The sequence below is a fragment of the Prevotella sp. oral taxon 313 genome (assembly GCF_003043935.1).
In the GTDB taxonomy this organism is placed as follows: domain Bacteria; phylum Bacteroidota; class Bacteroidia; order Bacteroidales; family Bacteroidaceae; genus Prevotella; species Prevotella jejuni.
In genome coordinates this window covers 1-24,136 of sequence record NZ_PYXE01000001.1, presented here as the reverse complement: position 1 = coordinate 24,136, position 24,136 = coordinate 1, and the positions used below count along the sequence as shown (strand labels likewise).

The following is a 24,136-nucleotide window of genomic DNA, read 5'->3' as shown; positions in this document are numbered from 1 at the left end:
CGGTTGGATATTAGTGTTGATTAAGTTGGAGAAGATTAACCAATAACTTGTCAACTCATCTACCTATCAACTCGTCAACTCCACAAAACAAAGTTAGAAATGAAGAAGTATTATATGCTTATCGTAGTGGCATTGCTCTTCTCTCTCTGCACTTTTGCACAGAAGGAGAAGCCACAGCGGATCAATATATGGCAAGGAACGGCGGTTGGAAAGACTGTTATGATGACGCCATACTTGGCAAAAGGCAAGGGAAACGTTGCCGTTATTGTTTGTTCAGGCGGTAGTTATCTGTGGCATGACATGGGTGCTGAGGGTAAGGATGTGGGCGAGTGGCTGCAACGCAATGGTATCTCGGCTTTCGTTCTGCACTATCGGACGGCAGGAGTAGGGGCTTTCATGACTCCTTATCGGTATGTCTTCCGTGGCAATCGATATCCTGATGCACTCAATGACTTGCAACGTGCGATGCAATATGTCAAGGCACATGCCGAGGAAATGGGCATTGATGCCTTGCATGTGGCAGCTATGGGCTTTTCAGCGGGTGGTCATCTGGTGATGTCGGCAGCTGAGTTGTTACCCCGAGAGCAGCGCCCGTGGTTTGTCGTTCCTGTCTATCCCGTCGTCACAATGGTTGAACCTTGTGTCCATAAGCGTTCCCGTCGTGCCCTGTTGGGCGACAGTCGGTTGCGCAATAAGCAGTTGCGTGATTCACTATCCTTGGAGCGTCATGTGCCGAAAGATTGTCCGCCAGTGTTCTTAGTCAACTGTAAAGACGACCCCATCGTGCACTATCACAATTCAGAACTGCTCGATTCGGCACTCACCCGACAGCATGTGCCCCATCGTTACATACAGTATAAGACGGGTGGACACGGTTTTGGAGCTTCCAACCATAAGGGAACGGCAGAATGCCGACAGTGGAAAGAGGCGTTCATAACGTGGTTTCGCAGACTCGAGAAGCATCGTTGACAGTGTCATCTGCCGTGATATAAGAAATTACAATGCCTTTGTAATAAGATTACAGACGCCTTGTAATAGTATTACAGACGTCTTGTAGAAGTATTACAAACGGCTTGTGATTTTCCGAAAAGACCGAGAACGCATTGCAAAAGACGTGATAAGGACAGCTACAAAGGCGCAGAACAGATAGTTCCATACGTATGGGACACATAAGAAAGACAACCTTTTAAAGAACAATTAAAGATATATACAGCAATGGAGAAGACACAGTTTGATGACATCCGACCGTACAATGCAGAGGAGATTCCGGCTGCTATGGTGCGCATAGCTAATAGTTCTTCCTTCCCACTCCTTGCCTCTTACGTCTATCCGGACGAACCTTTAGAGGCTGTTCGCAAGCGTATTGCAGGCTACAAGACTGTTCGTGACTTCCAAACGGAGACAATGCGCATTGTCAATGAGCGGGTTATAGAGCACAGTATTAAGGAGTTCACGTGTTCGGGAATTGACAAACTGAGCAGGGAGAGGCACTATCTCTTCGTTTCTAACCATCGTGACATCATGTTAGACTCCAGTTTGCTGCAGTATTACTTTGTTACGCAGAACTTTGAAACAACTGAAATAACCTTCGGAGCCAACCTGATGATTAATCAATTAGTGATAGATATCGGCAAATGTAACAAGATGTTCAAGGTAGAACGGCCTGGAAACAACATCAAAGATTTCTATCGTAGCTCCCGACATCTGTCTGATTATATTCGTTATGTCATCACTGAGAAAGGAGAATCGGCATGGATTGCCCAGCGAAACGGTAGGACGAAGGATGGTAACGACGTCACTGATCAGGGTATTATCAAGATGTTCTGCATGTCATGTGCCGAAGATAAGATCAAAGCCATCGATGATTTGCACATCGTGCCTATTGCTGTGTCTTACGAGTGGGAGCCTTGTGACGTGCTTAAGACGCTCGAACTCTATGAATCACAGTTCTCTAAATATACCAAAAAGCCTGGGGAAGACCTCAATAGCATCCTCACGGGTATCGTACAAGAGAAGGGACGCGTGCACTTTGAACTATGTGAACCCCTCTCTTATGCCGAACTTTCAAAGTTTGATGGACTGACAAATAACGATTATCATAAGCAGGTGGCACGCCTGATAGACCGTCGTATCCGTGCTGCTTATAGGCTTTATCCAAACAATTACATAGCCTATGACCTGCGATATGGTACAACAAAGTACAAACACTGCTACACCGTGGCAGAGAAAGAAGCGTTTCTTAAACGCCTGCAGACGCTGGAACAGTATGACACCTGCGACGTTGACAAGCTCAAAGACATATTCCTGGGGATTTATTCGAACCCGGTAAACAATAAATAAGGATGACAGAAACAATACTGAAGCTATATGATTATCTGCGACAACACCGCCTTGTGGGTTTGGTTTCGTTCGTCGTTGTGACGCTGTTGCTGACTGTTTCAGTGCTACGGTTGGGTTATAAGGAGGATATTGCCGACTTTCTACCCGTGGATAGCAACCATCATAATGCGCTGAAGGTGTATCAGGACATATCAGGAGCAAATAAAATCTTTGCTGTTTTTCAGTATCGAGACACGACAAAGAGGGATGCTGACGCCATGGTAACGGCTGTTGACGCCTTTGTTGATGAGGTTCAACGGGCTGATACGGCGCATATCGTGCAGAACATGACGTCACAAGTGGACTTGGAGAAGATGACTTCCGTGACGAACTTCGTCTATCAGAACATCCCATACTTCCTTACTGAGCATGATTATGCCCGTATGGACAGTGCTCTTCGTAGTCCTGGATACGTTGAAAAGCAGCTTCAGCAAGACAAGCAGATGCTGATGTTTCCTGCTGGTGACATCCTTTCGGACAACATACAACGTGACCCACTGAACCTCTTTACGCCTGTTGTGCAGAAACTTCAGCGTTCGGACACAGGTTTGAAGTATGAACTTTATGACGGACACATCTTCTCTCCAGATATGCAACGTGCCATTGTGATGATTGATTCACCCTATGGTGCAAGCGAAACGGAGAACAATACGCAGCTGATTAACATGCTGCAGGGGTGTGGAAAACGGGCACTGGCACATGCAAAGAACCTTGATGTACACATTATTGGCGGTCCGGTGATAGCTGTTGGGAATGCTTCCCAGATAAAATCGGACAGTATCCTCTCGGTAATCATTGCCGTAACGCTTATTATGGCACTGTTGTTGTTCACGTTACGCAGTGTCCGAAACATTTCACTCATCGTCCTTTCCATTGCTTGGGGATGGCTCTTCGCCATGGGAGGGTTGGCTTTGTTCCATGACAGTGTGTCTATAATCGTCATCGGAATCAGCTCTGTTATACTCGGTATAGCCGTCAATTATCCGCTACACTTCATTGCTCACCTCAGTCATACACCTGATAAGAAACGTGCTTTGCGTGAGATTGTCATGCCGTTGTTGGTGGGTAACGTCACAACCGTTGGTGCTTTCCTTGCCCTTGTACCGTTACAGTCGGTGGCATTAAGGGACTTAGGCCTCTTCAGCTCCTTCCTTTTGGTGGGTACCATCGTCTTTGTTCTGGTCTATCTGCCGCATATCACGAAGGAAACAAAGGAGGTTAAGCACACTTTCCTCGACCGTTTGAGTGATATCTCATTGGAGAATAAGCCCGTATTCGTGGCTATTGTCATCGTTCTGACGCTGATTTTCGGCTATTTCAGCTTCCAAACACGGTTTGATGCTAACATGTCTAACATCAATTACATGACCGATGAGCAGAAAGAAGATATGGCTTATTTTCAGAAAATGATGACAGTGAACGGTGGATATCAGAAGGTTTACGCCGTAACAAGTGACTCCACAATGGACGGAGCATTGGAGAAGAGCCAGCGTTTGCAGCCCTCTTTGGACCGATTGGTACGTGAGAAAGCGGTGCATGACTACTCTTCTTGTAGTCAGTTTGTCGTGTCGATGGCTGAACAGAAGCGCCGTTTGGCGCTGTGGGAGAGCTTTATTGAACGCCACAAGACCGAACTGACGACGGCACTTCGGGCTGCCATGCAGGCGGAAGGCTTTGCTCCTGACAGCTTCAACGACTACTATTCACTGCTCAGCAAGCGTTATCAGCCACAGCAACCAGCTTATTTTGCTCCGCTGACAACGACCCTTTTCGCTGGAAACATCAGTATTGACAAGGCGGAAGGACGGTATAACATCGTCAATGTGCTCTCTGTTAAGGACAAAGATATGCCACAAGTGAAGGCGAAACTGGCTGATAAGGACTGTTTTAGCTTTGATATTACGAGCATGAACAGTGCCATTGCTAATCATCTTTCCAGTGATTTCAATTACATTGGCTTTGCTTGTGGACTGATAGTGTTCCTCTTCTTGTGGCTATCCTTTGGTAATCTGGAATTAGCTTTGCTCTCTTTTGTACCTATGGCAGTGAGCTGGTTGTGGATATTAGGCATCATGTCACTGTGCGGAATGCAGTTTAATATTGTCAATATCATCCTTGCCACGTTCATATTTGGGCAGGGTGACGACTATACGATCTTCATGACTGAAGGGTCAATGTACGAGTATGCCTATCGAAGAAAGATGCTTGCATCGTATAAACACTCGATAATTATCTCGGCATTGATAATGTTTATCGGTATTGGAACGCTCATCATAGCACGTCATCCAGCACTCCATTCACTGGCAGAGGTGACCATTGCGGGTATGTTCTCGGTTGTTTTAATGGCTTATATCTTCCCTCCACTGATCTTCAACGTCCTTGTTAAGACACGAGGAGCCTACAGACGCCGACCGCTAAGACTGAAGAATCTTGCCGTGATGGGCTATTGTGCCGCTGTCTTCTTTAGTCAGCTGATAACGGTTTATGTGTTGGGATTTATCCTCTTTGGGCTTTTGCCGCAGTCGGAGAAGCGTCGACTATGGTTCAGAAGATACCAACAGCGGCTGTTCTTGTTTGACTTACGCCATATTCCAGGCGTCAGATTCCGTGTTGAAGGGATAACAAAGGAGACCTTCGGTACGGCTTCCATCATCGTTTGTAACCATCAGTCCATGCTCGACTCGGCTGTCTTCATGGCGTTAAGTCCGAAGACTATCCTCGTCTCTAACAGTAAAGTGAGTCGTAATAGGGTCATCCGAAAGATCTATCAGTGGAACGGTTTCATTACGTTAGACGATAAAAGCGCTATCAATGATGAGCTTGTAAGAGACTACATAGCCCACGGTTACAGTTTGGTGGTGTTCCCTGAGGGTAAACGTAACGACCGTTCAACCATCAGTAGGTTTCATAAAGGGGCATTCCTATTCGCAGAACGTTACGGACTTGACATCCAACCGTTCATCATTCATGGGCTTAACGTGGTTCTACCACGCAATAGTTTCCAGGTTTTCACGGGCTCTATCACGGTGAAAGGCTATGAACGGGTGCGCCAGGATGGGCATACCACTTATTCAGAGATGACCTCTCGTGTGCATGCTTTCTATAAAAAGGAGTATGAACGACTGGCACGTGAGATTGAAACGGCAGCCTATTTCGCCCCACTTGTTGAGGATCGGTATTGCTATAAGGGTGTGGAAATCTATCGTTCGGTGCATAAGAACATCAAGCGAAACAACTGTTTCACACGTTGGATAGACACTTCCGAGAGCTCTTCTGCCGTTTTGATAAAGAACAACGACCATGGTGAGTTTGCACTTCTCTATGCTTTGGTGCATCCATCAGTGCTTGTCACGGTGCTGGAAGAGGATGAAAGCAAACGTGCTCTGCTCACTTATTGTGCCAAGGGGATAGCCGATAACCTTCAAGTAATGGACCATGTGGACATGAAAGAGGCAGAGGAAGCAGGAATAAAGATTATAAGTTTATGATAAAACGCAGGTGATATGAAACAGATTTTATGTACATTCATCCTTTCATTTGCCGCCCTTGTGACGTCAGCACAGACGGTTTCAAATAAACGTATGCCGTTTGTGGACGGTGATAGGACGGTTACTTTCCGTTACGTTAACAAGCAAGTGAAGCATGTAACGATAGAAGGTTCGTTTCCAAAGTCTATGTCTATGGTGGGGAAGGACGGTGCATGGGTTTATCGGACAGCACCTCTCCCGTCGGAGATGTACACCTATCGTTTTGCAATAGGTGGTAAGAAGAAGGTTACAGACCCACTGAACCCGAACGTGGTATGCGACATTGACGACTCGTTGAGTTACTTTGTTGTGGGGGGATACCCTGGTTCTTTCTACATGGATAACAATGTTCCGCATGGTACGGTGCAGCAGTTGTGGTATCATTCGGAGTTCGACAAGAATATGAAACAGCGCCGCCTGTCGGTGTATCTGCCTGCTGAATATAATAAGAACCCACAGAAACGTTATCCGGTTCTGTATCTTCTGCATGGTACAGGAGGTGATGAACTGGCGTGGTTGGGCATGGGCAGACTGGCACAAATCATGGATAACATGATTGCTCAACACAAGACTGTGCCGATGATTGTCGTCATGCCGAATGGAATAGCCGAACAGGATGCTGCTCCGGGGCACAGTCCTTACATGAAAACAAAGGCTTTGCACGTGAATGTCTCCTCATGGTTGGGACGTACAGAACGGGCTTTCCCAGTGGAGGTGATACCCTTTATTGAGCACCAGTTCCGTACTTTGAACGATAAAAAGCACCGAGCAATAGCCGGACTGTCAATGGGCGGATTACACACAATAGCTATTACGGCGAACAATCCCGACCTTTTCGATTACGTGGGGCTCTTCTCTCCGCAGTCTGTGAGCTTCCTTACCGATGGAAACATCAAGTCGTTGAATAAAGTCACACGTGGATTGGATAAGTTTATGGCTAAAATGCCGTCGCTGTGGCAGCAGGGATACGACGAGAAACGGCCTCTTCTGACGGATGTTGACATGTATAAGGACCTCGACAAGAAGCTGCAACGGGAGTTTCAGAACCCTCCTGCACTTTATTATATAGCTATTGGTAAGAGTGACCCATTGAAGCCCTTTGTTGATAAATACCGTTCAAGACTCTCGAGAATGGGCTGTATCTATATGTATAATGAGACTTCTGGCGGTCATACATGGGAGAACTGGCGCCGTTACTTACTAAACTTTCTCCCTCGATTATTCACGAATAAATAAGTAAAAGATATGAAAGAAGAGATTCGTAAGAGATTAGAAGAGGTGTTGCCAATCGTAGATTTCGATTCAGATTTCCTTTTTCAAGAACTTGATTCGCTTGGAATTACGACGATTCTGATGACACTTTCGGATATGTATGGTATTGAATTAGACCGTAAAGACGTGACACCAAAGAACTTCAAGTCGCTTGATAGTCTGGTGGAACTTGTAAAAACAAAACTCAGCGAGAATGCAAATTGAGGATAAACTACGGCAGTACGCTGAACAGCAACCCCATAAGACGGCACTTATCTGTGGTGATGTGGCCTACACCTATGGGCAACTGTGGCAGGATGTGACGGCGAAAATGGATGCTATGGGGGATGTGAAGGGACGATTGGTGCCCCTCATTGCTACGTCAACAGCCGACTTTCTCATTACATATTTTGCTGTTCATGTGGCTGGAGCAGTGGCTGTTCCGTTGCATAAGGACCTTCCGAAGAGTAAGCTGGACGAATATTCAGCACGTCTTTCACGAAGTTCTGCACCTGAAGGGGTGGCAGATATCCTTTTTACTACGGGTACTACGGGCAATGCCAAGGCGGTGATGATCAGTCATCAAACGATATGGGCGAACGCCGAGAACCTTGTTTTCTCACAGGGGTTTAGCTCTGATGTGACGTTTATCATCAATGGTCCGCTAAATCATATCGGTAGTTTGTCGAAGGTTTATCCAACGATTTATGTCGGAGGGACCATCCATATCATCGACGGAATGAAGGATATCAAAGCTTTCTTCGATGTTATAGACCGTACGGAGGGGAAGATTGCAACGTTTCTTGTACCTGCTGCCATCCGAATGCTCGTCACGCTGTGGGCTAAGGAGCTACAGAAGGTTGCTCAGAAGGTGGACTTTATTGAGACGGGAGCGGCTCCAATGGCTGCCTCGGATATGCGGAAATTCTGTGAGTTGCTACCTATGAGTAGACTGTTTAATACTTATGCTTCGACGGAAACGGGTATTATCGCTACGTATAACTTCAACGATGGTGAGTGTCTTGCTGGTTGTGTGGGACGGGCTATGCGCCATGCTCAGTTTTTCATTACGCCTGATGGGCACGTTGCCTGCAAGGGATTGACGCTGATGACGGGCTATTGGGAGGACGAAGAGGCTACGTGGCGTGTGCTGCAAGACGGTGTTGTGACGACAGCCGACTTGGGTTTCGTTGATGATGAAGGGCGTTTGCGCCTGCAGGGTAGGGGGGATGATACCATCAACGTGGGTGGATATAAGGTGGCGCCGTCTGAAGTGGAGGATGTGGCATTGGCTTTTCATGGCGTGAAAGACTGTATCTGCGTTCCTGCTGAGCACCCTGTGATGGGTACGGTGGTGAAGTTGATTGTCGTACCACATACTAATTACGATAAGAAACAGTTGATTCTGTTCCTTAAAGAGAAACTTGAAGCCTATAAAGTGCCACTCCTCTATGAAGAGTCCACTGCTATCCGTCGTACGTTCAATGGCAAAATTGATCGTAAGTCATACGTTATTACATCAAAAAATACTTGATGCTTTCTGGCATTTCAGTCTTTTCCATTGCCACAATGTTAGCAAAACTGTATTATGAAATCTTGTGTTTGTAAGTTCTTTTGTCGCTCTTTTCGTATGAATAAAACCGTATCGCTGGGTTTATCTCTTAGAGCGTGTGGAATCTAATAGGTCTTTTGATTTGTGATGAAAAACTACAACAAAAGAACACAAGTTTGTTCTTATATCAAGAAGGAAGAAACTGCAGGAATTGATTTCATAACTATTTATAAATCAGATGTTTGTATTTATGAAGAGAAAAGGGCCTTGTCAAGACACAAGAAGGACATCTTCAAGGTCCAAGAGGGGCGTGTTCTTGGATGCAGAAGGGCGTCTTCTTAAAGCTTAATGGGCATGTGTTAGTTGTAAGCAAGACGAAAATAGTTTACATATTGATTATTCATGGGTTATAGAGGGACTGTCCTTTAAATGTGCAGATAATTTTCATGAAGTCTATATAAATAAGCTGATGTTATGTATCTTTACGCAAGTTCAACATAGAACTGCAATCTCAAGTGCTGATGCAGTTTAATAATCTATACCTGAAAACACTGAGGGACTTGGGGGAGAGCAGCCCCTGTGAGTGGAAAATCAATGAGCAATGCATAAAAAAAGGAGACCTCTGTCTCCCAAAGATTAATTAATTTTGCATTGCAATGTACAAACAATTAACCTCGGAGCAAAGGTACACAATTTCTGTGCTACTCCAAAATAGAACGAAACAAAAAGAGATTACCAAGGCAATAAATGTAAGTACAAGTACAGTGTCTAGCGAGATAAGACGTAATAGTGGAGTCAGAAGACACTATAATTGGGAAACTGCTCAAGCAAATGCAGTACAAACAAGGCGCAGAAAGCCAGGCAATCGTTCAGTTGACAAGGATGTCATAGAAGAAGCGAAACGCCTTCTTGTTACCGAGCAATGGTCTCCAGAACAAATATCTGGTGTATTGGCTAAGGACGGCAAATATATTATGTTGTTTATGAGAAAACTTAAAAAGGGGAAAATGCCAAAGAACTGGTACGGACTGTAATACACTTACTATCTACATTCAAAGAGCATGTCAAGTCTATTACAACTGACAATGGTACAGAATTCGCTTGTCATGAAATGATAGCCAAAAGCCTTGGTGCTACCATCTATTTTGCTGACCCATACGCTTCGTGGCAGAAAGGGGCTATAGAAAATGCTAACGGACTGATTAGGTAATATGTACCCAAAACAGATACGTTTGTACATGTCAGCCATCAACAAGTCACAAAATATTCTAAGAAAATAAACATGAGACCAAGAAAGAAATTAGAATTTAAACACTACATGAGTGCTTTTACGAACTAATTAAGTAAATTTGTACTTGCTTGTTGAATTCACGTTTTAAAGTTTTACTAAAAGTAATGTCTTAACAGCTTTAGGAATGGTATTTTTAAAGGACATGTTAGCTGCAGTAGAGAATCCCTTGCTAAAAAATGCCATCAAAGAGTATATGAGTTGTTTAGAAGAAGAGAATAAAGCAAGAGCTAAAATATTAGAGTATGAAGAAGACATATAATAGAATAAATAAAGGATGCACAACACTGTTCTTGCTATTATTTGCGCTTACAATAGGTCTTATTACGTATGAAGTGAGTAATGCAAGGTTAGTTTATGTTGACTTAAATAAAGATGGGAAATTAACAATGAGTTCTGTACAAGGTGCAAGAGGTACAGCTATTACTCTACGCCGAATAAGAGTCAGCAATCTTTATGATGTGAAAACGAAAAGATGTATAGAGAAAGCCTCTTTCCTCTATAATTGGGCTCCTATAATAGGGTTACAACGTAGATTCTTTTTAGATAAGGAGAAAATTAAGAATAGTGATAAAATCTATTTTTATTTGTATGAAGGCGAATTCTTGCTACCTGATGCGTGTTTTGGATTAATGGCAGACAAGGAACCATCAAAAGCTTATTTCTATACAGATATTGTTAGATTCTCTATCTCTTACTTTTTTCTTTTATTTGCATTCTCGACTATACTATTTGAATGGATTGAGAAAAAATATCTTGATAAGAAATTGTCTATAGACCAATGGCTTGGTAAACTTTTACTCTTCTGGTTCATCCTTTTCATTGTATATTAAAATGTTTTCAAAGAGTATATGGACTGTTTAGAAGAAGAGAAGCAAGCAAGAACTTAATGACAGAGTGGAAGATATATAATACCTCAATTCCGCAGCATTATTCTTTGCGATCTACTTTTATATATTGACGTGACATTTTGGTATTTATCCATTGATTTGGGACTTTTCTGGGGTTCTTGGTTCTTGCATAGGCATGAAATCCCCCACCCAAACCAATGGGGAATATGAAAACCACAAAGAAAAACTGTTTATTCAAGGAAGACTTCAGAGTAGTAGGTTTTATTTGTATATAGGTTCAGAACGTCCTGCCTTCCCGTTCGCACCCATTTTGCCGGCACGCTGACAAAATGCAGGATAAAGGCTTTCAGTCTGCTTGTCTTCTTCAGCGGCTTGACCTTTTCGCTGATATGACGGACGAGATAGAGATAGAAGTTCTTCGGCATGGCGGTAACCATCATGAAAACCATATTCTCAGCCATAAAGGAAAATGGAAGATGTCACCAGCCGAAGTCATTGTTCTGTATGTCGAAGTTCTTTTCACTTGCCCCACGCTCATTATAAAACGTAATGATATCCTTCTCGGTAGATACCCAGTCATTGGTGAGGATACAGCGGTATGTGTATATTACTCCGAACATATCCGTCCGTTGCTTGCCATCCTTGTCTTTCAAAGGACTACGCTGTACGACAAGTCTGTATGACTTTCCTTCTATCAAGCTGTCCATGCTGATGGATGTGACATCGCATTTCTCATAGCCAATCTCAACGTTTTTCCATTCCTTCAACTGTTGGAAATTCTCGTAGCGACTGCCGCAGTTGGCAGCACGAATGTAGAACGTGTTGCAGCGCTGCTCTACGGTTTGTATGATTTCCTTTGAGAACGACCCGCAGTCGGCACGGAAACGCTCTATCACGACACCAAGCTCGGAGGTCACACGGTCCATAATGCGACGGAGCGTGTCCTCCTGATGGAATTTCACATTGGTATTTCCGTCACAGTTCTCACCTCCGACTATGATGCCCCCGATGGAAGCCCAACCAGGGAAATAGCCATGGTCCTGCTTGTAGGAATACCTTGCATCGAACTTGTGGGCTGGAACGAACTGGTGGTCAAAGTCCAGGTCAACATGGCTGCCCGCCTTTATAAGCCCCATTCTCCGTATCATCCGTAATAGTAAGGTGTTCAGCTTCTCTGCAGTGTTGAAACTATACGACTTGCCGGAGGTTTCGCACTTGTAGATAATGTTCCCTTCCGCAAGCTCCTTCAGTCCGCGCCCCACAGTGTCGGCACCGGGTAACAGCGTATCAGGTTTCTGCCTGAACTGCCCTATAAGCGCATTGATGTCCTCAAGGCAATCTCCACCACAAAGGTAGCTGAAGAAGAGAGAGCCCAGGATGCTTCCATGGCTGAATGCCTTGCCGCTACTTCCACGTTTGCCCAATATAGATTCGGTAAGTTTTCAAAGCCCAACTTTGAGAAAACGTCCATAATGTGATAAATTCCTCCGAAAGAAGTGATATTCTCGTTTATAATTGCTACCTTTGTCATGTCAGATTTTTGCTTACTTGTTATGTTTACAGCACCAAGATAGGTGAAATTTCTGACATATCCAAGTGTTTTGAGAACTTTGTTTCTCAGGCACTTGGAGTTCTTACAAGAATTTATGCTGCGGAATTAAGGGAATTGAAGAATTATACTAAAGATAATATTGTTTATGACAACATATAATAAGCTTAGAGTTGGCGAGACTATTTGCGTAAGAATTACCAGCATCAAGCAAGAGCTTGGAGCGTTTGCAAGGATGCCCAATGGCGTTGACGGATTGATTAAGCTTCATGATATAGCCTGGTCTAATGAGTCCGTTGTTCTTTCTAAATTATCTGTAGGTGACTATCTTAATGTTAAAGTCATTAATCCGGCAAAACGAAAAGTAGGTGCGTTGTAAAACGAAAAGTGATATTTTGATGCAAAACGAAAAGTAACAATTCTCAACACGCACACAATAGTAAAAAGGTGGCAAATTCTTGCAAGACTTGGATAATTCTGCAAGATTTTGCCACCTTTTAGATTATACGTTGAGTTCAAACTTTATATCTTCATTACCATTAACAGATACCTAATTTCCCCTTTCTTGTTACACTGCTGTTTTCCAGAATGAATAATCCGGTCTAAAATCTTGTAGTATTTATTCATCGTTTTATCAGTATTTGAATAGTATTTAACCAGCATTCTTATACAGCATCATATCTGTATAGGTTGAGTTATAATTCATGCGAGCATTGAATTCCACCTTAGTACACTTCTCAAATGGATTACCGATATGCTTATTTCGACCTATCCAGTCACAGAGTTCAAGTATAGACGACTTATTGCTTGTGAAGTAAACAAATGAATGTCCAGCAAGAACCGACAGTACATCGAGGTAATCTGCAAGTTTCCAATACATCTTATAAGTACCAACTTCGGTACTGAGGTAAGGAGGGTCAACCAAAAATACAACATTTGGAGTATCCTTATACTGATTAAAGACTTGTTTATAGTCTGCTGAAACAATTGTTAAACCATCCAAATAGCCTTCACAAAGCGGATAATCAGTAGAGCGAATATTGTTATACAACGTCTCCTTGTTCATGTCGTCAATATTCAGACAATACTTCATCGAAAATAAGAGAGAAGACGATATCGTGATGAAGTCCAAATAACCATAACGATCTTGATGTTTAATTAAGCACTCAAAAATTCGTTTACGTGCTTCTCCAACGATAGGCTTATGCTTAGGCAGCTCACGAACTATCTTTCTAAGTTCTGAGAGTAATTCATTAGTCTGTGACACGTGTTCCAGACGTAGCCTATATCCATCAAAATCATTATACACGACTTTAGAATGTGGTTTCTCGGACTTTGCAATATGCGACAACAAGCCACTGCCTCCGAATAAATCAACAAATGTTGTTCCGTCTGGGAACTGTTCTAACACCTTCTTAAATTCTTTTGCAAACATCCGCTTTTGTCCAACGAATGGAAGCGGAGCTGAATAATATTTTTTCTTCATAATGATGCAAAGGTCGTGAGTTTTTCTTTCACAAGCATAAACGTATATACTGATTACACTGCAAACAAATTGCAGTCAGTTTGGAATCGCTTGATAAGTCCATATACTTTACGTTCACTAATAGCGTATTTCTCTGCAAGAACTGCCACTATGTAAGACACTTTTTCATGATTTTCCAACATGTGTCTATATTCTGTATATAAATTTATATATTTTGCGTCATCCAATCTAACTCCAGCAATATGGAGGTTTCTTAATAGTTCCCTGTTAATTTTTACAATCTCAATTATCTTCATATCTAATAAATTTCGTAAATTTGCAAAGCCAATCACTTTTATTTTACAATAAAACGCCACAAGAGCGAGCGAGGATATTTGCCCCCGATCGCGCTCTTGTGGCGTACATTGTTAAAAGTGATTGGCGTTGCTTATTAACAGGCTGGGGGCTTTTTACCCCCTATTTCAGCACAATAAAAGTTGATTATAACATAATATTTTCTTTTCTGACAGAACTGACTTGACTCACCAACAGAGGCGTTAAAATTAAACCCAGCTCTGCCATATTCACTTTCTTATATATAAAATTCATTAAGCATATGTGTATTAGGCATCTTGCACTGATATATCATGAATCAATATAGGCTGATTACCCTCTGTGGCTCTCTGAATTGTCAACGTGTGATTCCCCTTTTGCAAGTCAAATTCACAATAGACCTCTGTCCAGCCCGACCACACCAATTTCTTCTGAATCGCCCCATCAACTATTACATAGATGTACGCATAGTCGTATCCATTAGGCTCAAGCCCAATATGTCCCGAGGTAACATAGTCTTCATATTCCGCTCCAGAATACCTTGTGGTGGCGAATTTGAAAAAATTCTGTGCCGCTATCCTTATAGCTATCCTGTTAGATTTGCTTGCAAAATTCTTTTTTATTGCACTTGTCATAGAAGATAGTGCGACAAGTTTTCCTGAACTATTACAATTACTCTTCAAGAAAAGGTTCACAGGAGGGGTTATGATTGCCGCCCCTCCGCTTAGTATTACATCTTCAACAGAAGTATCTTGAAGACATTCATCTCCGTGTAATCTTTGATGATAATTAAAGACTCCTTCCGATTTCTGCCTTCCTGTGTATTGACATCTTGGATTGCTGACCTTGTAACTTTCATCAGCATACAATAACAGTGTTATCTTGCCGTCGCAAAGAAGCCCCTTTGCGTTGTCTATCTTTATGTTAACTATTCCGTCAACATAACTACTCTCTATCTCTACATACTTGTGATAGATATTGGAATGAGCTTCATCATTGTACTTCAAGGTATAAGCGTTAATTTTCTTATCGCTTTCAAAAGTAATATTACAACTATACACAGCATCAGCATTAACAACGAACTGGATAAGGGAGTATCCGACGCAATCTATTGTCCCTCCAGACAACAGTTTGCCCGACTCTGATCTTTCACTCGCACTTTCGGAATAGGTCACAGAAGTATCATACCTGCCGTCTCGCTGGTCTAAGTTATCAGCTGAGTTAAATGTCATAGCACGTCCAAGTAATGCAATGTTTGCCTGCTGACCTGCTTGACAAGACTTCCATAGTAAAGCACGCTGCTCATTCGTGGAAAAAGCTAAATCGTCTATTTTTGAGACATTAATGTTAGGGCGAACACGGAACATCTTGATACTTCTACGCACAGGCAATGCTTCGATAAACTCTTGCATAGCTGCGTAACACGAACTTAATCTCCATCCTGCGTGACTTGATAGTTTTAACCCAGCATACCCAGTAGATAATCTTGAAGACATAGCAGCTATTGGCTCGGCAGTAGGAATATTGTATAAGTTTCCAAAATTCTTATTGAGGTCGGTATGTCTATTCGCCCCCCATTCTTCTTCACCCAGTATAAGGGTCACATTTTTTGCACTTGAAAAAGATAATGCTTTTTCGAGTTCCTTAAATCCTTCCATACCTGTCGAACTACCATTAGCACTATTCATCAGTAGTAGATACTTATAGTTAATAACAGATAACGAACTGTTTGACATGTTCATCAGCTCACCCTTGAATAGTGCATTGATATTAATGGTGCGACTCTGAGCTGGTCTGCCGTCGTTGACAATAAGAATATCAACCAAGTCGTTCATTTTCGACAACCATCCAAACCCTATAGGAGATGCGATGCTCGCAGTTAGTGAAGAACCTTCTACTAAAAGCGCATCAACATTATTTATGTTCACTTCGTCACAGTAAACATCTGCTGGTCTGATATTGTTTTCTACGTACTCATTCAGCGTATATGTTCTGTATGAAGAAACGATGGCGCTTCCTTTTTTCCACCCAAAGCAAAAGCGAGCAAACTTTGCATTTGCAGGTATTTTGATTTCTTCTGCATTCAATGAACGCGTTACGTTTCCAACAAATGATTTTTCCTCATCGTAGAATGCAACAATAGAAGCACCTACGCCAGAGGACGTGACGACAATTTTTGTAACATTACTCAAATCAAGGTATGCTGGAGTATAATCCCAAATTCTGTTTGGCGCATAACTACCAGTATCTTCTTTTAATAGACCCTCTTCTGATGACTTTAACCTGAAATCATAATCAGGCAATGCTTCTTTAATTATAAAATCCTCTTTAACCTTGCTGATAGCGCTCATGATGGCTTGAACAACATCTCTGATAGGTGTAATTTCTTTTCTGTATATTTTTGCAACAGCAGAAGAGTTTATAGTGGTACAGAACCTTATATACTTTGCCCCTTGTGGAATTGATACTTCAGCATTATATTTTTTATCCCCCGCAGGGATGCCTGACAAAAACTCCTTGCTCTTACCATAGAAACAGACGAAGTTTACGTTAGCATCACCGCCAGCAAAAGATACATTAATTCTTAATGTTTCCCCTAATTCGATAAAGTTTTTCGTAGCCTTCCATGCGGCACGTGGTGCAATACGCCCATCTGGGAAAAGTGCATACCCTACCTCCATAACATCAATGTATGATGTCGCTTTCGCATCTTTTCCCAAAAAAAGAGTGCTGTAAACCTCCTGCAAGTTCTTTCCGTCATCCGTGACTGCCTTGACGTTCGCCAACGCTTTTGTCACCGCTGCTTGCGACATAACAGAGGTTGTACTATCACCGGCTTCCTGCGCAATAGAAAGAGTCGTTCCACCACTGATCTTTCCCATCAGCAGCCACCCTGGCTTCTGATAAGCATAAATATTTCCATTCTCAGAACTATCAGCGTGTGCATCGTCATAGATGCTCACTAACTGACCATAGCGGAGAGTCTTGCCATTAGTTTCGACTGGGTCTGTATCAGCTTCCATAGCTGACTTAGACTGATAAACCTTTTTAATACCAAATCCATCAGCAGACTGCTCCAATGAGGCTATGTATGCTAATGTATCCTCGTGTAGCTTACCCACCTCTTCAGGTGTGATACTATCTACTTGACTTTTCTCTTTAAGTTCCTTTGCTCGCTTGAGCAAACTGTATATTGTATCCATTATTACTTTTTATTTTGGAATGATGAAATATGTATTAATTGGACAGTTAGCAGGAGATGGAAGACTGGATGCCCCCAAGCTTCCTATGAGTTTTCCTTTCCCCGATAGCACTTGGATGTGAACAACCTGCTCCTGACCATTGTATGAGCTTACTCCTACAACAATAGCACCAGAGACAATAGGTGGTACTGGCACTCGTGTCGTAGGGTATTCGAAGATTACTCCAGGACCATCAGTCCATTCTGACTTTTCACTTTGTACATCAACCTTTATAATAGTATAGTCAGATCTCACTTTAGATTGTATTTGTCCTGAATAACCATTCCTCAGTACCCACGGCATATCCTTATATTCTGTTTCAGACAACTTAACAACTATTGATGGAGCTATAAGGTCAAAGAGCGTTTTCAATTCACTGACATTAAAGACACCTTCTGTCTTTTCATATGTCAAGAAAGCCTCTGCAGTTTCTCTACAGGCACGTTCCTGGCCATCCTCAAATGTGCGTACATCAGAAGTAGATTTTCTAACACCAACATATAATGGATCATTCCAACTATTAGCAACCAGTGTAGTTTCCTTTATCTCATAAATGATTCCATCAAGCACCAACCAGTTCTTCTTAGTTTGAAAAGTAGTAGTCTTATCCCCTTCATTAAGTTTCTTCAACTCTCCTTGGAAGCGTTCAAGCAGAAAGGCTGATGTGTTAGCACCAAGAGCCTGAAGAAGTGCAGACATCTGATTGATTGGATTCTCCTGCAATGTTTTGAGATCATCGATGTAGAGGGGCTGCCCACCCTCACTAAAGAGCATCTTATTCATATTCGTATATTTCTATGCGGAAAGAGCGTCCCGCAGGTTTATAATGATTCAATAGGTTTAATATAGTTGTCAAATTATGCCCTCCATACTTGTCTTCTGCAGCATTTATTGATGTACATAGGAATGACGGTACATAGACAATGAAAGAAGGCTGCTTAGGGACATCGTCATACGCTCTGACATACAGCGGAGGATTACCACTCACATAAACAGGGGTCAGACCTTCACTCTTGAAATGTAAAACAGTCTGTACTCTCTGATCAGCAGAGACGATGTAAATTTGATGCTCTGAAAGAAAGAAGGCATCATTTAGGATCTTCTCTATATACTGAACACCTGCCGTTATGTTGAGACGATTCAAGACGTGAGAACGGTAACTATAAAATCGGTTATACAAATCCCTTATTCCACGCAGCATCGCTTTGAGTAGTGCTACGAGCACTTTGCTTCTCAATATTGGAGGCAACAGCTGAAAGCCAAGTTTGATGATATCTAACTTATACCACATAGTTCAATGTATTTCTTAGGTTCACAGTAACAAAACTTCCACCAACAGCGGTGTAATTATTACCGCTGATTTCTTTATATATAGTCCCATCCGTGCTGTACTTACAGATATGCAGTTCCACGTCCAGCACACCTTCTACATTTTGTATAGCATCAACCAATTTCGTCTTGTTGAAAGTACCGCCATAGATAATCTTTCTGACATAGGCGTTCACAGCATCCTCTACAGCATAACTACCATCTGCTATTCTTACACCTGTTCTATCAATCACCAGTGGGTCGACGTGTATAGTTGCATTGATACTTATTCTATCTGCAGGCAACGAGCGAACAGAGAGCACAACACCTGCTATTTTAACACGATTCAAATACTGTTTGAACGCTGTTAAAACATCTTCTGAAAGAATAGCCGGCTGTCCTCCTGCTTCAGCAGAAGCAAGAATCTCTACGGACGTTCCTCTATCGCGTACAGCAACATATTTAACAAGTCGCTTCTTCTCGTTTTCCTGTTCGTAGACATATTGTTGCGTCGCCTCATTAAAGATTAAAGCATCACCATACTGGAACTCTTTTGCAATCTTATAGTACCAAGGTACACTTGCTACTACAGCACGACTGATTTTATCGTCTACATCCGCCTTGAACTGGTCGAATATAACCTCCAGTACGTGACTGCAGGCAGCAACTATATAAAACAGGATGTTCTCAATACTGACCGCTGAGAAACTATCATCAAAAGTGTCATTCTCTGATAGTCCGTATTGTTCTCTTACTGTAGCATCTGCCATAAAGGCATTTGTCATTGTTTGTTTTATCTCTGCTATACTACGAGCCATATTTATCTACTTTAATTGAACTGTGGTGCAAATTCACCACCGAACACCCTTAGCTTGACATCCGTCATACCTTTCTCTGTTGCTGGAGACACATCGTTAGCCTTGCAATACTGTTGTATTAATCGGTTGAAACTTACGTCAGGAAGTTGCAATCTGCTTCCAGCCTCTAACGTATCAGTCATACCAATAGCATTAGCAGCAGCCAAAGCAGGCAATGCTTCCAGCGAGCCATACTCCTGTATGGCTATATCAGCCAAGGTCTGACCATCTTTTACTTCAACTTCCATCTTATTACGAAATAAAGAGCTAACATCACAAGGACACCGAATGCGATAAAGCCTGTTTCCATTGCACGCTTTTCAATCCATTTCAAATTCTTTCCTTGTAAACTATCTTTGGGTTCTCTTTATATTGTTTATGATCCTTATCGTGTATCGTTATGCGGATGGTGTCATGCACTGGTGTCAGACCTTCTACCTTAGCTCCTGGCAGACTTTCTAATATGTGTGTGAGGATACCGTTATGTATTCTTGCCGTTGAGCGATATAAGGCATTCTGCAAGACAGAAACAGAGTCTTTCGTTGCTCGCTCTTGATGATACTCAGGTAATGCAAGTGACACTGGCGCAAGACGTTCCGTAACCCTTATAGTATCGTGGCTAACGACGTGCAGGGTATCGGTGCTTACACTCTCTACAGGTACATAGACCTTATGAGAGCAAGCTGAGAAAAGTAAGGCAGTAAGAATAACTGCTAATAATACTTTTAATGTTTTCATATCGTTGTTGTTAGATGTTTGCGTATTCAGCCTTTGCATCAAAACAAGGACAGGCCTTAATATATTCGTTAGAGGTAATTCTACCATCGTGGTTCAAGTCAGGAGAAAAATCACGATGTCCCTGAATAACTGCCGTAGGGTACTTATTATGCAATAGTTTCAACAGCGAGCGCAGACTTTGCTTCTGTTCCTCTGTGCGATTGTCAATAGGTTTACCATTAATATCAATACCGCCAATATAAGCGACATTGATAGAAACTGAATTGAACCCCTTTACGCCATTACTCACCTTCTCCTCTTCGAGTAACTGGGTAATCTTGCCGTCTGGCGACACCACATAGTGATAGCCTGGATTAGTCCATCCTTTCCGAATGAACTCTTGTCGTAGGCTCTCAATAGTCTGTGACTGATGGCTTGCAGTGCAGTGTATTGCAATATATTTAATCGTTCTCATTCTTCCTCCTTTCCGTTCTTAGAGTTGACAACTCGGTCGATGTAATTTCTCACGTCGCCCCATTTACTCTGGATGTAGATACCCACACCGAAGATAGAACCAGCATAAACCAATGTCTGTGACACATACCACAGCACGCTGTCCTTAACATCACCTCCGTTGAAGAAGAAGCTCAGAAAAGCCATTGCCACACCACTTGCAAGCAGAAATATGGCTGAGCCGTATTGTATCCATTCCTTCGTGTTTCTTTGCATATTGCTTAAGTTTAATATTGTGCATCTATTTCGATGCTTTTAGTTGTTATTTTTATATTAGTCACAGTTTGTCTGTCCATCTCCAGCTGCTCTCTGATGAGCGTCCTCCAATAAATAGGATCATTGTCAAGCAACATATCACTGATACCACAGCCAGTCATCGGTCGTTCTTTTAACTCTCCTTATGTAAGTGAAGAATCAAAGCCTGATTCTGATGCAGCGTGTCACCGATAACCAGACCAGAGATAATCTTTCCGTCTGGTCCTCGATGCGGTTGTATAACCGCTTCATAGTCTATCAATGTAATACCTTTCATATCAATGTTTGATAGTTACGTCTTCATAATCAGTCTTCTTAAACTCCTGTGCCTTAGTCAGAGGTGGACCAGTTGGTCCATGAGTACCCTGGTGTGTATGGCTATTGACAGCTTTAACCAGTTCATTAAGTCTCTTGGTTAAATCCTCAATATTAACCAATCCCCAAGCTTACCTCCATTTATCGTTATAGATTCAACATGATCCACAGCTAAGACGACAAGGCTTGAATAGTCTCCTGACAGACTTCCAATGATGACTGCAGTACCGACTTTAGGAACTATCAGCATCTCACCATTATCATCTGTTTCAGATGCACGAAGGCGAACATCTGGTACGAGAAGGCTTCCTATTTCCACGTCATATTTGAGACGTAAAGGTTGAAAAAATAAACGAGTAGACAAGTTGCTTGACTATCAACTGGTCTACTCGTCAACCTATCTACTCGTTTATTATTCTACATTTTATCCTTCCCTGAAGGAACAGGTCCTACGGGTTCAGGTCCCACATGTTCGCCTCCACCGCCTTTCTGCTTTTTCTTCTTCTTGGCGACGGTGTAGAGTGCAAACTCACGTAAGTTAGCATCGCCAGTGAGTTTTAGCGTACGGAGCACTCCGGTTGCTCTGCTGCGTAGTTTTACGCACTTGATGTTTTCGCAGGCAGGAAGTCTTCCACAGAAGCAGCACCCAGTGTGCGCAATCCAGCCGAGAAGATAGCGAGGTCGTCAATCTTGACGTTCTTTCCGTCGATAATGATTTCCTTGATGCAAGCCACCATATCGCGCAATACACCATAGATGCAACCCTTTGAGAAGGCACATTGTGCGTAGCCATGTAGTCGGCAAGCTGGCGGAGGTCGATAGTCTCTTCACTTACGGCACGTGCATAAAATTCTTATAGCCCGCACTCTTCTTGTTCTTGTTCTCGTAAATCTTGTAACGAATCATAGTTGTTGTTCCTTTCTTTACTTGTTAGTTAAACATTTGCTTTCTCTGTGTGTAATCACGTTGCAAAGATAGGAAGGGTGCGAGAGTGGGTAGAGGTTTTCAGCGGTTAGCAGGGTTAGCAGGGCTTATTAAGTATTAGATGTGGACTTTGCGGACGGTTGTCATGCAAGAGTGGAAAAACGACAGTGGCTTGCACTTTGGAGAGTACAAGCCACTGGAAATTACATGATAGCGACTTTTATTTAAGTTTATCTATTATGCACTGCGCCATTTCGTGCATTTGTGTAGCAAAGAGAACAGGAATGCCATTAGCATCCTCAGCGTTAATGTTCTTTGCTGTTTTTTATACCATTGTTCATATACCCGAAGCCCTAATCCATTTAGTCCTCCTTTTACAACGTCGTTGCAACGTTGTTTTAGTATTTGCTTCGTTGATTGGGAAGATAATGATGTTATACAATTCAAATCATTATTAGGGTCATTTTTATAACAATAGTATAGCCATATCTCCAAAGCAGGGTTACTTATTATCCATCTGCCAGTATCATCATTTGACTTAGAAGAAAGAATTACCTGCAACTTTGCGTAAAAGTTATCGACATCAGACAACAAGAAAACCTCATCTATTTTTTCTAAATAATAAGTCTGGTCATCAATTATAAATTTCCCATCCTTTCTAATCTTCTGCCATTCTTTCTGCATTTGATCAGGATGTAATCCTTGCCTTTTTTTGATAGAAAATTGCTTTTAAGGCAGTGATTCCTGCTATTTAAGTTCTTGGAAATCCGTTCCTTTTTTTTCACCTGAGATAATAAAAAAAAGTGATGGCTCACGAAAACTATCCCTTTTTTGGTAGTTTGGGGAGGCATTGAAAGCTGTGATGACATTGTTTGCTTCACTATGCCCTACGTCTGTCTGCCTATCCTCTGCATCAGTCTGATCTTCATTTTCTCGATAACAAATAGACGTTTTTGGCTCCTGTTCGGAGTCATCTTTTTTATATGAAAACTTTGAAAAGTCCATAAGTCATTACATCTTTAGGTCTCCAATAAAGGGAATGGCACCATAACGTCCTTCCATATACCCATTTGCAATATTGATGGTATTATGAATCTTAAAATCGTTTAATGAGTACATGTGGGTGCTACCATCCTTTTTCTCAACCATCCAAACTCTCATCTGTACGGATAAATTTTTGATCCAATAAACAGGTCTCATGCGTTGTGAATATTAGCTGGCCAGTTGTTCTGTTTAGAAAAGATTTTTACTAATTCTCTTATAAGATGTGGATGGATACTATGTTCAATTCATCAATTAGGACAGTTTTACCATCCCTTATCGCATCATAAAAAGCAGGAGCAAGGTTAAGTAGGCGAACTGTTCCGTCTGACTGCGCCACAATATCCATATCTTTTGAATAGCCGTTTCTCCCAAACTGTTCAAATCATCTGGCTAATCTTTTCTAACCCCATTTTCAACGGTGATATTTCGTCTAATTCTGTTCTCTGTTATTTGAGATATTCCACCAGATTGCATTTTGTTTAATTTCTCTATTAACGGTTCTGCCTCATCGTGGGAGCGAATCCATTCATCAAAATCCTCTGTTTGAACTTTGACCGTATTGATTCCTAAATCAACAGCCTTGAGTAGAGCTGATGTAAACTCAGTGATTTCTTTATTTCTTCTAAAAAGTTCAATTAAGCCAGGGATGAACGAATGAAAGCCGATTAGTAATAATTCTTCATGAAACCAATTCTTGGCAATAGCAATGTTTTCATCTGATAAAACAGGCATATCATCATTAATAGTCAATAAACTGGCAAAAGGA

The 24,136-nt window shown here is 42.1% G+C and carries 27 protein-coding genes and 4 pseudogenes; 10 read left to right on the top strand and 21 right to left on the bottom strand.

Annotated elements, in window-relative coordinates; all coding sequences use genetic code 11:
• Positions 1–99: 99 nt before the first annotated feature.
• The 9 genes and pseudogenes from AXF23_RS00205 (at position 100) to AXF23_RS00165 (ending at position 10,830) form a co-directional block, all read left to right on the top strand.
• Positions 100–969: an alpha/beta hydrolase gene (locus AXF23_RS00205; protein WP_107623880.1), complete on the top strand. Its 870-nt coding sequence runs from the start codon at positions 100–102 to the stop codon at positions 967–969.
• 246 nt (positions 970–1,215) lie between these two features.
• On the top strand, positions 1,216–2,340 hold the full coding sequence (locus tag AXF23_RS00200; protein ID WP_107623879.1) for a lysophospholipid acyltransferase family protein: 1,125 nt from the start codon (positions 1,216–1,218) through the stop codon (positions 2,338–2,340).
• Positions 2,341–2,342: 2 nt separating this feature from the next.
• Entirely contained in the window at positions 2,343–5,867 is a 3,525-nt protein-coding gene (locus AXF23_RS00195; RefSeq protein ID WP_107623878.1) for a 1-acyl-sn-glycerol-3-phosphate acyltransferase, read from the top strand.
• Positions 5,868–5,882: 15 nt separating this feature from the next.
• The gene (locus tag AXF23_RS00190) at positions 5,883–7,142 is read left to right on the top strand and encodes an alpha/beta hydrolase-fold protein (RefSeq protein WP_107623877.1); all 1,260 of its coding nucleotides are present in this window, start codon (positions 5,883–5,885) and stop codon (positions 7,140–7,142) included.
• Between the two features lie 9 nt (positions 7,143–7,151).
• Positions 7,152–7,382 carry a phosphopantetheine-binding protein gene (locus tag AXF23_RS00185; protein ID WP_009011799.1) on the top strand — a complete coding sequence of 77 codons (231 nt, stop codon included), beginning with the start codon at positions 7,152–7,154 and terminating at the stop codon, positions 7,380–7,382.
• Positions 7,372–8,691, top strand: coding sequence for a class I adenylate-forming enzyme family protein (locus AXF23_RS00180; RefSeq protein ID WP_107623876.1), 1,320 nt, complete (start codon positions 7,372–7,374; stop codon positions 8,689–8,691). Before AXF23_RS00185 ends, AXF23_RS00180 begins: the two co-directional genes overlap by 11 nt.
• Before the next feature lie 674 nt (positions 8,692–9,365).
• Positions 9,366–10,056 (top strand): annotated as a pseudogene (locus tag AXF23_RS00170) (IS30 family transposase).
• Positions 10,057–10,124: 68 nt separating this feature from the next.
• The gene (locus AXF23_RS16455) at positions 10,125–10,259 is read left to right on the top strand and encodes a hypothetical protein (protein WP_255413673.1); all 135 of its coding nucleotides are present in this window, start codon (positions 10,125–10,127) and stop codon (positions 10,257–10,259) included.
• Entirely contained in the window at positions 10,243–10,830 is a 588-nt protein-coding gene (locus tag AXF23_RS00165) for a hypothetical protein (protein WP_107623874.1), read from the top strand. Before AXF23_RS16455 ends, AXF23_RS00165 begins: the two co-directional genes overlap by 17 nt.
• A 248-nt stretch (positions 10,831–11,078) precedes the next feature.
• On the opposite strand, the pseudogene AXF23_RS00160 reads toward AXF23_RS00165, so the two are convergent.
• Positions 11,079–12,379, bottom strand: a pseudogene (locus tag AXF23_RS00160) (IS1380 family transposase).
• Between the two features lie 166 nt (positions 12,380–12,545).
• On the opposite strand from AXF23_RS00160, the gene AXF23_RS00150 reads away from it, so the two are divergent.
• Positions 12,546–12,776, top strand: coding sequence for a S1 RNA-binding domain-containing protein (locus AXF23_RS00150; protein ID WP_107623872.1), 231 nt, complete (start codon positions 12,546–12,548; stop codon positions 12,774–12,776).
• Positions 12,777–12,937: 161 nt separating this feature from the next.
• Here the strand turns inward: AXF23_RS00150 and AXF23_RS16540 are convergent.
• The 20 genes and pseudogenes from AXF23_RS16540 to AXF23_RS15880 all read right to left on the bottom strand — a co-directional run.
• Positions 12,938–13,024 (bottom strand): annotated as a pseudogene (locus AXF23_RS16540) (thymidylate synthase); the annotation flags it as partial.
• Between the two features lie 25 nt (positions 13,025–13,049).
• A complete protein-coding gene (locus tag AXF23_RS00140; RefSeq protein WP_107623871.1) occupies positions 13,050–13,883 on the bottom strand; it encodes a DNA adenine methylase in 834 nt (277 codons plus the stop codon).
• 53 nt (positions 13,884–13,936) lie between these two features.
• On the bottom strand, positions 13,937–14,179 hold the full coding sequence (locus tag AXF23_RS00135; RefSeq protein WP_107623870.1) for a hypothetical protein: 243 nt from the start codon (positions 14,177–14,179) through the stop codon (positions 13,937–13,939).
• 306 nt (positions 14,180–14,485) lie between these two features.
• Positions 14,486–17,398: a hypothetical protein gene (locus tag AXF23_RS00130; RefSeq protein ID WP_107623869.1), complete on the bottom strand. Its 2,913-nt coding sequence runs from the start codon at positions 17,396–17,398 to the stop codon at positions 14,486–14,488.
• A gap of 9 nt (positions 17,399–17,407) precedes the next feature.
• Positions 17,408–18,220 (bottom strand): hypothetical protein, encoded by an 813-nt coding sequence (locus AXF23_RS00125; RefSeq protein ID WP_107623868.1) that lies wholly within the window; start codon positions 18,218–18,220, stop codon positions 17,408–17,410.
• Positions 18,213–18,728: a hypothetical protein gene (locus AXF23_RS00120; protein WP_107623867.1), complete on the bottom strand. Its 516-nt coding sequence runs from the start codon at positions 18,726–18,728 to the stop codon at positions 18,213–18,215. The genes AXF23_RS00125 and AXF23_RS00120 overlap by 8 nt, the downstream gene beginning before the upstream one ends.
• Positions 18,718–19,563, bottom strand: a complete 846-nt coding sequence (locus AXF23_RS00115; protein ID WP_107623866.1) for a hypothetical protein — start codon at positions 19,561–19,563, stop codon at positions 18,718–18,720. The genes AXF23_RS00120 and AXF23_RS00115 overlap by 11 nt, the downstream gene beginning before the upstream one ends.
• Positions 19,564–19,574: 11 nt before the next feature.
• Positions 19,575–19,850, bottom strand: a complete 276-nt coding sequence (locus AXF23_RS00110) for a LysM domain-containing protein (protein WP_107623865.1) — start codon at positions 19,848–19,850, stop codon at positions 19,575–19,577.
• An 82-nt stretch (positions 19,851–19,932) separates the two neighbouring features.
• A complete protein-coding gene (locus AXF23_RS00105; protein ID WP_107623864.1) occupies positions 19,933–20,340 on the bottom strand; it encodes a hypothetical protein in 408 nt (135 codons plus the stop codon).
• A 10-nt stretch (positions 20,341–20,350) separates the two neighbouring features.
• Positions 20,351–20,794 carry an N-acetylmuramoyl-L-alanine amidase gene (locus tag AXF23_RS00100; RefSeq protein ID WP_107623863.1) on the bottom strand — a complete coding sequence of 148 codons (444 nt, stop codon included), beginning with the start codon at positions 20,792–20,794 and terminating at the stop codon, positions 20,351–20,353.
• On the bottom strand, positions 20,791–21,048 hold the full coding sequence (locus tag AXF23_RS00095; RefSeq protein WP_025838453.1) for a hypothetical protein: 258 nt from the start codon (positions 21,046–21,048) through the stop codon (positions 20,791–20,793). The genes AXF23_RS00100 and AXF23_RS00095 overlap by 4 nt, the downstream gene beginning before the upstream one ends.
• Before the next feature lie 11 nt (positions 21,049–21,059).
• Positions 21,060–21,209 (bottom strand): hypothetical protein, encoded by a 150-nt coding sequence (locus AXF23_RS16170; RefSeq protein ID WP_233251199.1) that lies wholly within the window; start codon positions 21,207–21,209, stop codon positions 21,060–21,062.
• 11 nt (positions 21,210–21,220) lie between these two features.
• Complete coding sequence (locus tag AXF23_RS16165; protein ID WP_233251198.1) at positions 21,221–21,364, bottom strand: hypothetical protein; 144 nt, start codon at positions 21,362–21,364, stop codon at positions 21,221–21,223.
• A gap of 138 nt (positions 21,365–21,502) precedes the next feature.
• Positions 21,503–21,721 (bottom strand): hypothetical protein, encoded by a 219-nt coding sequence (locus AXF23_RS15760; protein ID WP_146156711.1) that lies wholly within the window; start codon positions 21,719–21,721, stop codon positions 21,503–21,505.
• A 98-nt stretch (positions 21,722–21,819) separates the two neighbouring features.
• Positions 21,820–21,975, bottom strand: coding sequence for a hypothetical protein (locus AXF23_RS16160; RefSeq protein WP_233251197.1), 156 nt, complete (start codon positions 21,973–21,975; stop codon positions 21,820–21,822).
• Between the two features lie 23 nt (positions 21,976–21,998).
• On the bottom strand, positions 21,999–22,139 hold the full coding sequence (locus tag AXF23_RS16155; protein ID WP_233251196.1) for a hypothetical protein: 141 nt from the start codon (positions 22,137–22,139) through the stop codon (positions 21,999–22,001).
• 424 nt (positions 22,140–22,563) lie between these two features.
• Positions 22,564–23,043, bottom strand: coding sequence for an RloB domain-containing protein (locus AXF23_RS00080; RefSeq protein WP_255413680.1), 480 nt, complete (start codon positions 23,041–23,043; stop codon positions 22,564–22,566).
• A 30-nt stretch (positions 23,044–23,073) separates the two neighbouring features.
• The gene (locus AXF23_RS00075) at positions 23,074–23,331 is read right to left on the bottom strand and encodes a hypothetical protein (RefSeq protein ID WP_107623861.1); all 258 of its coding nucleotides are present in this window, start codon (positions 23,329–23,331) and stop codon (positions 23,074–23,076) included.
• A 6-nt stretch (positions 23,332–23,337) separates the two neighbouring features.
• The gene (locus AXF23_RS15885) at positions 23,338–23,487 is read right to left on the bottom strand and encodes a hypothetical protein (RefSeq protein WP_158267671.1); all 150 of its coding nucleotides are present in this window, start codon (positions 23,485–23,487) and stop codon (positions 23,338–23,340) included.
• Positions 23,488–23,760: 273 nt separating this feature from the next.
• Positions 23,761–24,136, bottom strand: a pseudogene (locus AXF23_RS15880) (ATP-binding protein); the annotation flags it as partial.